13 protein-coding genes, 2 tRNA genes and 1 pseudogene are annotated in these 12,214 nt (G+C 46.0%); 11 read left to right on the forward strand and 5 right to left on the reverse strand.

All coding sequences use genetic code 11. The features are described from left to right. From QUB33_RS12875 to QUB33_RS12910, 8 genes and pseudogenes are all read left to right on the forward strand, one after another. Positions 1–132: pseudogene (locus QUB33_RS12875) on the forward strand (ISKra4 family transposase); the annotation flags it as partial. Positions 133–373: 241 nt separating this feature from the next. Then, positions 374–508 (forward strand): hypothetical protein, encoded by a 135-nt coding sequence (locus QUB33_RS12880; protein WP_333350952.1) that lies wholly within the window; start codon positions 374–376, stop codon positions 506–508. A gap of 38 nt (positions 509–546) precedes the next feature. Beyond that, on the forward strand, positions 547–1,179 hold the full coding sequence (gene yqeK, locus QUB33_RS12885; RefSeq protein WP_333350954.1) for a bis(5'-nucleosyl)-tetraphosphatase (symmetrical) YqeK: 633 nt from the start codon (positions 547–549) through the stop codon (positions 1,177–1,179). Between the two features lie 134 nt (positions 1,180–1,313). After that, positions 1,314–1,733: a ribosome silencing factor gene (rsfS, locus tag QUB33_RS12890; RefSeq protein WP_333350956.1), complete on the forward strand. Its 420-nt coding sequence runs from the start codon at positions 1,314–1,316 to the stop codon at positions 1,731–1,733. Between the two features lie 2 nt (positions 1,734–1,735). Further along, positions 1,736–2,245, forward strand: coding sequence for a CGLD27 family protein (locus QUB33_RS12895; RefSeq protein WP_006634726.1), 510 nt, complete (start codon positions 1,736–1,738; stop codon positions 2,243–2,245). A 180-nt stretch (positions 2,246–2,425) separates the two neighbouring features. After that, a complete protein-coding gene (locus QUB33_RS12900) occupies positions 2,426–3,379 on the forward strand; it encodes an asparaginase (RefSeq protein WP_006634727.1) in 954 nt (317 codons plus the stop codon). Positions 3,380–3,497: 118 nt separating this feature from the next. Next, a tRNA-Met gene (locus QUB33_RS12905) sits at positions 3,498–3,574 on the forward strand. A gap of 74 nt (positions 3,575–3,648) precedes the next feature. Further along, positions 3,649–3,725 (forward strand) — tRNA-Met (locus tag QUB33_RS12910). Positions 3,726–4,175: 450 nt separating this feature from the next. On the opposite strand, the gene QUB33_RS12915 is transcribed toward QUB33_RS12910, so the two are convergent. The 4 genes from QUB33_RS12915 to QUB33_RS12930 all read right to left on the reverse strand — a co-directional run bounded on the left by QUB33_RS12915 (position 4,176) and on the right by QUB33_RS12930 (position 5,796). Further along, the gene (locus tag QUB33_RS12915) at positions 4,176–4,364 is read right to left on the reverse strand and encodes a DUF2949 domain-containing protein (RefSeq protein WP_333329391.1); all 189 of its coding nucleotides are present in this window, start codon (positions 4,362–4,364) and stop codon (positions 4,176–4,178) included. A gap of 86 nt (positions 4,365–4,450) precedes the next feature. Then, a complete protein-coding gene (locus QUB33_RS12920; RefSeq protein ID WP_333350959.1) occupies positions 4,451–4,585 on the reverse strand; it encodes a hypothetical protein in 135 nt (44 codons plus the stop codon). A gap of 9 nt (positions 4,586–4,594) precedes the next feature. Further along, the gene (locus QUB33_RS12925; RefSeq protein WP_333350961.1) at positions 4,595–4,978 is read right to left on the reverse strand and encodes a hypothetical protein; all 384 of its coding nucleotides are present in this window, start codon (positions 4,976–4,978) and stop codon (positions 4,595–4,597) included. 623 nt (positions 4,979–5,601) lie between these two features. After that, on the reverse strand, positions 5,602–5,796 hold the full coding sequence (locus QUB33_RS12930) for a hypothetical protein (protein WP_333350963.1): 195 nt from the start codon (positions 5,794–5,796) through the stop codon (positions 5,602–5,604). A gap of 51 nt (positions 5,797–5,847) precedes the next feature. On the opposite strand from QUB33_RS12930, the gene QUB33_RS12935 reads away from it, so the two are divergent. Next, positions 5,848–8,757, forward strand: a complete 2,910-nt coding sequence (locus tag QUB33_RS12935; protein ID WP_333350966.1) for a PAS domain S-box protein — start codon at positions 5,848–5,850, stop codon at positions 8,755–8,757. A 122-nt stretch (positions 8,758–8,879) separates the two neighbouring features. On the opposite strand, the gene QUB33_RS12940 is transcribed toward QUB33_RS12935, so the two are convergent. Then, entirely contained in the window at positions 8,880–9,470 is a 591-nt protein-coding gene (locus QUB33_RS12940) for a rhomboid family intramembrane serine protease (protein ID WP_333350969.1), read from the reverse strand. Between the two features lie 471 nt (positions 9,471–9,941). On the opposite strand from QUB33_RS12940, the gene QUB33_RS12945 reads away from it, so the two are divergent. Both QUB33_RS12945 and QUB33_RS12950 read left to right on the forward strand, forming a co-directional pair. Continuing rightward, the gene (locus tag QUB33_RS12945) at positions 9,942–10,319 is read left to right on the forward strand and encodes a Mo-dependent nitrogenase C-terminal domain-containing protein (RefSeq protein WP_333350971.1); all 378 of its coding nucleotides are present in this window, start codon (positions 9,942–9,944) and stop codon (positions 10,317–10,319) included. A 718-nt stretch (positions 10,320–11,037) separates the two neighbouring features. Then, positions 11,038–11,874 (forward strand): SGNH/GDSL hydrolase family protein, encoded by an 837-nt coding sequence (locus tag QUB33_RS12950; RefSeq protein WP_333350973.1) that lies wholly within the window; start codon positions 11,038–11,040, stop codon positions 11,872–11,874. Positions 11,875–12,214 lie beyond the last annotated feature (340 nt).

Raw genomic sequence — 12,214 nt, forward strand, 5'->3', positions numbered from 1 at the left:
GGAGCTGTAGAGTCGGCAGTAAAACAAATTGATAGAAGGTTGAAAATTTCAGGAGCGCAGTGGTTGATGAAAAATGTCAATCAAATGCTTAAGCTTCGGTGCGCCTACCTTAACGGCTCAATATCCGTTTGATGCTCAAAAGCGCAAAACCGGGATGCTGCCCTTGTGACTTTCCGTTATAGCCATTTTGATTAAAGTTTTTAGAAAAAGTTTTTAGGTTGGAATTAAGAAAATAATCCTAAAAATTCCCAGAGAAGCTAGCAGCGGCTCAACGACAAAATAACCTTTGATAGCACTGATTAAAAATAGAAAAAATGAGAGAATTACCAAAAATAGCAAGTCCATTAGACTAATTGTTCAGCTAGGGAATGTTTTGAATATTCCAGCAGTTACCAGAAAATATAACGTATCTCCCAAACAGCCGATCGCCCCCTTCGGCCGTTCCCATCCGAGATATCACCACATCCCTGTGTGGCCGACACCGCAGCCGATCGAAACAAAACGCTAAAATAAAAATAGTAGATCACACAATTTCGGAGTTAATATTTGATACTTGCACCCGCGCGCGAAATCGTCCTAGCTTGGCTCTCTGAGCGCGTTCCTGCTGCCCGCATCAAACACATCCTCGGAGTCGAACAGGTAGCAGGTGACTTGGCTCGCCATTACGGCCTCGACGAAGCAAAAGCCCGATCGGCCGGTTTGTTGCATGATTTGGCAAAATACTTCAAACCTCAACTGCTGCTGCAAATGGCCCAGAAGGAAGGTTTAGAGTTAGACTCAGTGTTGGAAGCACACCCGCATTTGCTGCACGCAGACGCCAGCGCGATCGTCGCCAGAGACGAATTCGGGGTGGTCGATCGAGAAATTTTGGACGCCATCGCCAATCACACCCTCGGCAGACCAAACATGAGCCAGCTCAGTTGTACCGTATTCATAGCAGATACCATAGAGCCGAGCCGGGGCAACACAACCGAACTAGAAGCACTGCGCGAGGCAAGCTTGCAAAATCTTTATGCAGCCGTGTGGCAAACTAGCGATTATTCTCTTAAATATTTGCTAGAAACTCGCTGCTATATCCACCCCCGCACCGTACTTACGCGGAATTGGGCGCTGCAAATGGCTCGATCGCAGGAAACAGGAAATTCGACGGAGAAGTCGATCGAACAAATCACAAGTTAAAAGTAAAATTTACCAGAAATCCTGTCCTTACTTTTGGCTTCAACCTAACTCCTATTTCCCGTCTCAAACTGCAAACCGATCGCGGAAGCGTACCCATTCCCCCTTACCCTATCAATTAGGAAATTAAACACTTAATGTCAGATCTAACCCAACTCCAATACTCCAGGGCCCAATCTACAGCAACGGACGGCACATCCCAAGACGAAGCCCGTGGCCTGATCATGACCGTTGCCCAAGCAGCCGATGACCGCAAAGCAGTAGATATTGTATTGCTTCGGGTGTCAGAAGTATGCTATTTGGCAGACTACTTTGCGATCGTCACCGGATTTTCTAATGTGCAGGTACGAGCCATATCTCAAGCAATAGCAGACCAAGTGGAAGAAGAATGGCAACGCTTGCCACTGCGTACACAAGGGCTCTCAGACGCTAGTTGGGTCGTCATGGACTACGGCGACGCGATCATTCACATTTTGAAACCTCAAGAGCGGGAGTTCTACAATTTAGAAGCGTTCTGGGGACACGCCGAACGCATTGACTTTTCCCCCGCGCCGTGAGGATGGCTAATGTGAAAGACGTTTCTGCTTCTATTTGTCCCGTTCCGCAAGAACAGCGACCGGTCAATGAATACCAAGAACTTAAAGACTCCTGGTTTTTTAGCTGGGTAACACTCAATTGGCCCGGATACCTGGCCAAACTAGCTTGGGTGTGGGCTTGGAGTTGCTTGGTATCTGGGCCGATAGCTGCTTCTAGCTTTGCTCCTGTCAAGTATCCAGCTCAGTTTGTCCTCAGCAGTGCCGCAGGTGGCGGTTTTATTCTAGGATTAGCTTTGCTGCGACTCTACTTGGGTTGGTTCTACGTGCGATCGCGCCTTTCAAATCCCACGGTCGTCTACGAAGAGTCTGGTTGGTACGATTGTCAATCTTGGCCTAAAACTCCCGAAGTTTTGCTTCAAGACCAGTTGATTGTCAACTACCAACTAGAACCAATTCTCAGGCGTCTGCGGCAGACATTTTATGGTTTGACAGTATTGCTGGTTGCCGGGGGACTAACTTGGAGTTGTTTGTAATCGGGAAGGGAAGGGAGTTTTGAGTTTTGAGATTGCCGCGCACAGCCAACAGGGCACACGGAGTGCATGAGTGAGAAACTATGGCAGAAAGATTAACTTTATAACTCTTAACTGGCAGCTCGCAACTCATAACTTCCTGAACCCCAATCTAAAATCTAAAATCTAAAATCTAAAATTGATATGACAAGGGGAAAACGAACCCAAGCTCCCGAACTGGAAGTCACATTGCTGCGCGAAGGTATTGTGGAATCAAGGCACCGCGCCCAGGCCGCTGTCTGCGACAACCGCGGGCGCGTTCTGTCTGTTGCTGGTAACTCGGAAACGGCTTCATTTGTCCGTTCTTCACTCAAGCCTTTTCAAGCTTTGGCGGTGACGGCGACTGGCACTTTAGAACGCTACGAATTGACCGATCGAGATTTAGCGATTATTTGCAGTTCCCATCAAGGTACGATCGAGCAATCGCGCCAGGTATTTAACGTCCTGTGGCGCTGCGACATTGACCCCTCTAAACTTCAATGCCCCATTCCCGAAGGCAAAAAGAGCGCCCTGCAATACAACTGTTCCGGCAAACACGCCGGTATGCTGGCTGTCTGCCAGCAACTGCACTGGCCTCTGGACACTTATTTACGCCGCAAACATCCTGTCCAGCAGCTTATTTTGGGCAAAGTGGCTGACTTGCTGGCAATGCCTGCCGAAGAGTTTATCAGCGCTCGTGACGATTGCGGCGCTCCTACCTATCTGTTGCAGTTGGGGCAAATGGCGTCTTTGTACGCTCAGTTAGCCTCCGGCAACAATGTGGATATGGAGCGGATTGTCCGCGCTATGACTCACCACCCAATGATGGTTGCCGGTGAGGGGAAATTTGACACGGAACTGATGCGTTTGACTCAAGGGGAATTGGTGAGCAAGTCCGGCGCCGAAGGGGTGCAGTGCATTGGCCGCGTTGGCGAAGGCATGGGCTTGGCAATTAAGGTGACGGATGGGGGAAAGCGCGCTCAATTTGCTGTGGCGATTCACTTGCTCAAGCAGTTGGGGTGGATTACTCCGACGATCGCCGAAACTCTTTCGGAAACTTACCTCACTCTCAGTGACTTCAAGCGCTTGGAGGTAATCGGGGAAGTTTCGATGCTTTAGTACGATCCAGACTCTGAGCCGATTTCAGCAACCCCTCCCACAATCTAAAAAGTTTTTTTGATTGTGGGGTTGCTATTTTCAGAAAGATATGTTTATATTAGGAAGAGAAACAAAGCGACGCGGGATAGAGCAGCCTGGTAGCTCGTCGGGCTCATAACCCGAAGGTCAGTGGTTCAAATCCACTTCCCGCCACCAAATTCAAGCGAACCCTGTAATCTTTAAGGTTTCAGGGTTTTGTTTTTGGAAACTACTAGAAAGAGACAAAGCGACGCGGGATAGAGCAGCCTGGTAGCTCGTCGGGCTCATAACCCGAAGGTCAGTGGTTCAAATCCACTTCCCGCCACCAAATTAAACAAGACAAGCCCCGGCAACCTAAAAGTTGCTGGGGTTTGTTTTATGCCGTCTGTTGGATGCCGTCGGCGCTCGCATCTTCGACAGATTGATAGCGTTTCCGGTTGCACGAGCGAGATGATATAGAGGACACGGCTTGACCTGAGTCCCTACCCGGATTAATTGTAGGGATTTAGGCCAAGCCGTCTCAAAAGCTGTGGGTAATATTAATTCCGATGCTGCCAGATTTGATATGAAAGCAGTTTATTTTAGGCGACAACAAAAATGAGGACACAGCAGTGCTGTGTCCCTACTGTATATTTGTATTTTTCTAATTGGCACAAAATAAGACCCACCTCAACCTAAACACTCAACCCTATACTTTTCGACGACCGTTTGTGCAAGCTTTATTTGTCAAAAAATAGCAACCCGATATCCATATTTTTTAACTCAGGATTTTAAAGTGCTAAATCGGCTGAGCTTCCAACCAATCAAAAATCAGGTTTAACTGTTCAAGTGTCACTAACCCGTACTGCCACAGCACCATCGGCAGTTCGCTGGCATCTTGTTCACCGTGTCGGAGAGCAACGGCGATCGCCGAATTCGATATCGCCAACTCCCCCCGCAAATAATCGATCAGTTGAGCCTTTCTCATCACCTTCACCGCCAGTTTTATGCGCTATTGTAAAGATATGTATCTAATCGGTCTGTATCGGAAGTTTAATTGGTCTAATTTTAGGTTCACAATAGAGAACCTTGTGTGATGGAAACCGCACAAAACTTGTGATAAAACTCAGATAAAAAAGCGATCGCAGTCACAATAACTCCGAGAGTCAAAAAGTGGGTTCCGCGATCGCTTGCTTCCAATGAATTCATTTAAAATTGCTAAAGTCCTAGCTGAAGCTGAACTCCCGCTTCTGTACCGCTGTCGGTTTGTTTTGGAGGTAAAGGATTTCCTTGACGCTGGGCGTCCGAAGGAGTAGTAATAAATTCCAAGGGGCCATCGATTTTGAGGCGAAATGTGTCGCCCAAGCTGCTTTCCCTTCTAGCAGAATTAGCCGCCGTTTCTGGTTGACCAATCAAGTTTTGGTAGTCCGAGTCTAAGGTTCTGTCCTCCACAGCCCTCAACGAATCCCCAGATAAAGTCGTTTCCGAATATTGGGGCGCTGGTTGCAGTCTTTGTTGGGCGAGAACCGCCGGGGTCAAACCGATAAAAATTGAGCTCAGTCCGAGAGCAGTGCCAAGAGTAGCAATAACTGCGTTCATCATCCATGCCTCCGCTAGTTGCATCCTACTATGCGCTTATTGTACCGAGTCGGAATTAAGTTGCACTCTATCAAAAGTAGCTGCTTGTGGAGATATCAATTGCAGTTGCTGTGAAAACTTATAATTTTCGATCGCGCTATCGGAAAAATAGAACTGACCCCGCAAACCGGTTGAAACCCCAGAATACGTCATTTCAGGAATGAGTCAACCAAAAACTCGATTTGTTTGATTAGGACGCGTCAGGAGTGGAAAAATAGTTAGTGGTGGATGCACGGGTGGCTATTCACCAATTGGTTTTTTCACGACAATAGTTAGTTACAGCCCGCCAAAAGGCTAAAAAAACCCGGTTTCAGAACAATACTCCGGACAGTTTTTATATGACCCAATGGCTTATCCTCTAAGACTTTGAGCCACTGTGAATAATTAAATCAATGTCAGCTCCCCCCCTGACTTACATTTAATTCGACTTTTTTATGATCCTTGCCCTGTAAAGCTTGTAGTATCGTTCCAAAAACTGTCCGGAGTATTGTCAGAAACCAGTTTAAAAAAAGAATGCAACAGCAGGCAACTTCTAAACCCTTACAAAATCCGTTTTTCCCAATTATTCAATACTTTAATCTCAAAATCTATAATAGTATGAGTGTGTAGAGTGCATTCAGGATTGATACTGCATTCATCTTGAGCGCCAATGTTCCCAAAGCTCCCGATCGCGCTAAGATGGCGGTGGCAGTCGTTAAAAATTCAGTTGCCCGCGGCAGATTCCGAGTTATTAACAGCACTTTGCCTACTAAAACCATCTCAACTTCAAAACCTGCGCTCATCAAGTTGTACTTGACCGGAATGTTGTGGGTTCATAATAGTTCTGCTTTACCATGCCAATCAAATATCGGACCGACCCGATTTTAAAAATGTCGGGCAAAGTGCCAATTCGCATCCTCCTTGTTGTGCCTTTTGCCCTCCAGACTTTCGCTGCGGTAGGGTTGACGGGGTGGCTGTCGCTGCGGAACGGGCGCATAGCCGTCAACGATGTTGCCGCACAACTGCGGACAGAAGTCACATCGCGTATCCACCAACATATTAATAGTTATATTGAAACGCCACACCAAATCAATCAGCTCAATCTCGATGCCATCAGTCTCGGCATTCTGAACGAGCAGGATAGTGATAGTTTGCAACGCTACTTCTACAAACAAATCAAAATTTTTGATAAAATTAGCTACATTCAATTCGCATCCGAAAAAAAAGATTTTATTGGAGTTGAACGCCTCGACGACGGCAAGTTGCAAGTTCAGATTTCTAATCAATCTACTGGCTATAATTTGCATAGCTACGCGCCGTCGGAGTTCGGGAAACCAACCAAGCTATTAAAAACTACTCTCAACTACGACCCCCGCATCAGACCTTGGTACATAGCTCCGGTGCGGGCAGGCAAACCGACTTGGAGTAAAATTTATACTTATTTTGATGCTCCAAAACTAGCGATTACGGCTGCTCAACCAGTTTATGGCGATGATGGGAAACTGATAGGAATCTTGGGTTCTGACTTGGGACTTTCCAAGATAAATCAATTCTTGGAAAGTCTAAAAATTGGCAAATCAGGACAGACTTTTATTGTAGAAAGGTCTGGGCAATTGGTAGCAAATTCTACTCTGGAACCGCCATTTATTGTTAGCAATGGTGTTGCGAAACGGATTGTGGCAACGAGCAGCAAGAATGTTCTCATTCGATCGACCGCCCGCTATTTGACAGAACGCTTCGGGGATTTGCACAAAATTGACAGATCTCGCCAGTTAGATTTTACGATCGACGGTCAACGGCAATTTCTACAAGTGACGCCGCTTTTAGACAGCAGGGGCCTCGACTGGTTGATTGTGGTGACGGTTCCTGAAGCCGATTTTATGGAAAGGATTAATGCCAACACTCGGTATACTGTGGTGATGTGTCTGGGTGCTTTGGTGCTGGCAACGGCGATTGGCGCTCTGACTTCTAGGTGGATTGTTGTACCGATTCGGCGTCTGAGCAAGGCTGCGGAGGCTTTGTCCCGGGGAGAATGGGACGGGATGGCGGTAGATTCCCGCTTGATGGCGTCTGTAGAGCGGGAGGATGAGGTGGGTGTCCTGGCTCGCTCTTTTAATATGATGGCCGATCAATTGGAAGAGTCGTTTACTACTCTCGAAGATCGGGTGGAATCTGCGATCGCCGACAAAAATCAACTAATTATTTCTCTAAAAAACTCGCAGCAAAAACTGGCTCTCCATCTTCACCAAACTCCTTTGGGAGCGATTGAATGGGATCTAAACTTTGAAGTAGCGGAATGGAATTTGTCAGCGGAAAGAATTTTTGGATACAACCGCTTGGAAGCTATGGGACGCCACGGAGTCGATCTCATAGTTCCTGAAAGTGCTAAGGAGTATGTCAGGCAATTATCTATAACTTTGCTCACTAATCAAGGAGGAGTTACCAGCCTTAACGAGAACATCAGAAAGGACGGCAAAATTATTCTGTGCGAGTGGTACAATACGACTTTGGTTGATGCTGACGGCAACATCATCGGCGTGGCATCGCTGATTCAGGATGTGACTGAATTTCACAGTGCTGTGGAGAAGTTGCGGGCTAGCGAGGAGCGGTTTCGGCAGTTGGCAGAAAATATTCATGAGGTATTTTGGATTAGAGAACCCAATCAAAAGCAGCTAGTTTATGTGAGTCCTGCTTGCGAAAAAATATGGAATTTGAGCTGTCAGAGTTTGCAGTCAGAACCGGAGGCTTTTTGGGATGCTATTCACCCGGAGGATCTCGATCGCGTCAAGACTGCTTTTGAGAAACAGGTGCGGGGCGATTATGATGAGGAGTATCGGGTAGTGCGATCCCCTACGGGGGCTACGCCAACGGACGGTTCAGTTTGCTGGGTGCGCGATCGGGCTTTTCCAGTCCGCAGCCAAACCGGAGAAATTTACCGCATCGTCGGTATTGCCGAAGATATTACCCAGCGCAAATTAGCAGAAGAATTCCAAAAAGTCGCTCAAACCGCTCAAGCTGCAAACCAAGCCAAAAGCGCCTTTTTAGCTAATATGAGCCACGAATTGCGAACACCCCTCAACGCGATTATTGGTTACAGCGATATGCTCAAAGAAGACGCCGAGGATTTAGGCTGCGAAGATTTTATCCCCGACTTGCAAAAAATTCAAACAGCGGGCAAACACTTGCTATCTTTAATTAGCGACATTCTAGATATTTCTAAGATTGAAGCGGGTCGGATGGAACTTTACTTAGAAACTTTCAATCCGGTTAATTTAATTGACGAGGTAGTTTCTACAGTCAAACCCTTGGTAGATAAAAACTTTAATAAGTTTGAAGTTGATTGTGGTAGCGACTTGGGAATGATGTATGCTGACATTACCAAAACTCGTCAAATATTGCTCAACCTGCTGAGCAATGCAGCCAAATTTACGGAAGGTGGCACTATTACCCTCTGTATTGAAAGAGTTAAACATGACCGCTTAACCGCTCAAGAAATAGCAGAACCTTCCGACTCAATAATTTTTCGCGTAGCTGATACGGGCATTGGGATTCCCCCCGAACAATTGCAACATTTATTTCAAGCATTTATGCAGGGCGACGCCTCAACTACGCGCAAGTATGGCGGCACCGGTTTGGGATTGACTATTAGCCGTCACTTTTGCGTGATGATGGGTGGCGATATGCACGTTGAAAGTGAGTTAGGTTGCGGTTCGGTTTTTACTGTGTGCTTGCCGGCCCGCGTTGAATTATTGGTCAGCAGTTAGTCTTGCTATCCGCGACGCAATTGTTACACAAGAAACCAGGTTTATTGACAAAAAACCTACGCTTTTAGATAATTTATGAGCAATAAACCAAGGTGATGATAGGATACAGCCTCAGTCTTATTCTAGTTAATTCGCCGTTTCTGCCGGCCCAAAAGTTGAGCTGTTAATACGCCGCCGACGAAGCCAAAGAAATGCCCTTGCCAGGAAACTTCCGGCTGCGAGGGCAAAACTCCCCAAATTAAACTGCCGTAGAAGAAACCGACAATTAAAGATACAAAAATAGATGTAAAGCTGCGTTCAAAATAGCCCCGCAGCAGCAAGAAGCCGAAGTAACCAAAGATTAATCCGCTGGCACCAATGTGAACGGAATAGGGCGCGCCAGTCAGCCAAACTCCGAATCCGCTGACTAGCACAGTGACGGCACTCACGATAAAAAAGTCGCTAATTTCTCGCAGCATTATCAACCAACCCAATGTCACTAAAGGGAGGGTATTGGCGGCTAAGTGAGCAAAACTGCCATGCAGAAAAGGCATCAACAGGATGCCTTGAAGTCCGTCGATGCTGCGGGGGCGGACTCCGTAGACATCCAGCCTGCCTCCGAACAGGAAGGCATCGACAATTTCGATAATCCAGAGGAGGGAGACGAAGCCGCCGAGAATAGCGGCGTGGCTTTGCAATTCGCGGGTGATAGCTTTGGTTTCTGGGTTACTCATGGGTTGTGAGGGCGGTGATACCGATTATTTCTCATTGTAGAAGTTTCTGAGCGATCGCGAGCAAAGATAGTTGTGGCGGGGTTTCAGGGTTGTTTGCAGCAGAGCTTATTTAGAAATATTATAAGTTTTATTAAAAGTTCCGCATTTTCACGTATAGGATAATTCACGTCGATGCGTCACAATTGTAATTGAACTACAAAAGGAGAGTCAACCGAAGGTTGAAGCTAAAACGTAGAAAACAGAATTTTTACCCTATCAATCAATTGTTGGGCTTGAAATGAGGACACTTTTTAGATCGCACACGAGGTCTTAAAAAAAATCAGGAACTACTTTTCTCGCCCTAAGTCATTAATTTAAGAAGTTCAATCCGGTAAAGCAAAACGAGATGCTGTAGATACTGATTGTAGATAATATCGCACAAGCTCTACAGAGAGTTCTTGGCACCTCGTTCTAAAAGAGGAACAGAGCAAAATGAACGTATTCGAGCATCCAGTCTCCTACCGAACTCTGCCAAATTGGGTAGGATTTGGCAAACAAGAAACCGCCGTTAATGTCGCTACAAATTCTCAACCTTACGGTCAAAAGCCACACTTTGACCCATTGGATCCGCTAAAACAATGGCTTGATAACACTGCAATTAAAAGTCAAAAGTTGGCTCGGTTGCTGTGTAAGTTTATTCCCAGCCAGTGTCCGTTTGAGCGAGAAGTCAAAATTGGCGATCGCACCTTATTATCCATTCCGCCGCTGTGCAAGTTAAATCCGCTTTACGAGCAAGTGGTTGGGCTGCGCTTTCGAGCTTTGTGTTATTTGGCTGACGAATGCGGCGAAGATGTAACTCCTTATTGTTAATTCTGCAAAAACTTAAAATTTTCACTGTCTTTTCACCCTCCCTTCTCCTTGTTGGGGAGGGTTTTTGTTTTGTGTCGGCTTTCAAGGAACAAAAGTGCGGTCAATTTCTCGATCGCCCAGTAAATCAGTTTTCAATCAATTCTTTTTTTTCGTGATTGATAGTTATCTCAAGGGTAGTTGTTTGGGAGGCTTTTGTAGGGAGGAGCCCGGTTAGGTAAAACAACTATCAATAGAGGAGAATAGTTAAGCCTCAACAGAAGCGTAAACTGCATTGGTAGGACGAGTGGCTATCACCCCTGAACCAAAGGAGCGTTTTAAAGCTTGTGCTAGCTTAAAACCGGGATGCTGCTGGTTCGCCTCTTGTCTAACTTTATTGGGTAATCTCCCAAAAGATGTACGGTTTTATCCCCTCTAGAGCGCTATGAGCTAGATACCATGAGAAAAGTGTCAAGGACATCACCAATCTATGTAGGTTGAGCCGTGGAGTGAGGCAACCCACAATTAAAGTTCAGTTTTACTCCTCACATTTTTCCCAAAATTGATAGATTAGTAATTGGGGCTAATATTCAAGCTATTTCAAGAATATAACTCACACTAAATGTCAAAATCACGAAATCGGTAATTATCGATAACAAATTATCAAATATTTTACGAATCTAACTAATACCAAGTGTTAAAAAGAACATTTTTTGCAGTAATTATTGCGCTTTTATCTTTTATGGTTGCACTCATCCTATCAGCTCAAAGTTCTGAGGCTGTCAATGAACTATATGTATTTGGGGACAGTCTTTCGGATATGGGAACGGTGTTTCGAGCAAGCGGAGGTCAATATCCGCCTCGTTCGACTTACTTTCAAGGGCGTTACTCGAATGGTAAGGTTTGGGTAGAATATCTTGCCGATCGCCTAAAGTTGCCGCCTGACCGAGTTACTAATTTGGCCTATGGAGGTGCAACAACGGGGAGCGATCGCAATAGCCTTGTCCCTGGTTTGGTAACTCAAGTTCAGTCATGGACTAACTCCCAAAAACAGGCAAATCCTCATGCGCTGTATGTACTATGGGCGGGTGCAAATGATTATTTGCAGGGGGCAAATAATGCGAATCTTCCCGTTGAAAATGTGGCGAGGGCGATCGCGTCTCTTGCTGATGTGGGTGCCAAAAATATCCTGCTGGCAAATTTACCAGATTTGGGGCAGTTACCGGCGACGCGAACAGGCGTTAATTCTGCAAGGCTCACTGCATTAACACAAGCACACAATCAGGGTTTGAGGCGAGCGGTTAAGGTATTAAATCAACAGCATCCTGACTTAAAAATTGCGACTCTGGATGCTAATGCGCTTTATCGGGAAGCCATTGCTTCTCCGGCTAAATATGGCTTGACTAATGTGACGAGTGCGTGTTTATCGGGTGGAGGTGTTTGTGGTAGTCCCGATCGATTTTTGTTTTGGGACGGCATTCATCCGACGACGGCCGCACACAAAATTTTGGGGGAAGCAGCCTCCGCGATTGTGCAGGAGAGCGGGATGATTAAATCGGAATTGGGGATGCTTCGGTAAATTATTTTTAGGCTTTCCGGGCGCCACAATATCGGGATGCTGCCTTTTCGTAGAGGTTGACATAATTTGTTGCATGAGAGCAATATTGGCTCATCTGATATTGTAGAAATTTTCCTCGTGGCCGATCGCACTTTGCTTTAAAAGCGCGATCGTCAGTTAATATACTTCATCATGCGTCCCAATATCAATCAAGACGATCAATTCCTCTTGGGTTTAATTATCTTGCTCAAAAGTATAGATTATTCGACAATCGGACTCAACCCAACAAGCCCAAAGCCCTTCTAATTGCCCCCGCAGTTTATGTGCCTTCTATGGAGGACAAAATGGATCGTTCACTAAC

It is taken from the genome of Microcoleus sp. B3-A4, from assembly GCF_036705385.1.
Classification (GTDB): Bacteria; Cyanobacteriota; Cyanobacteriia; order Cyanobacteriales; family Microcoleaceae; genus Microcoleus.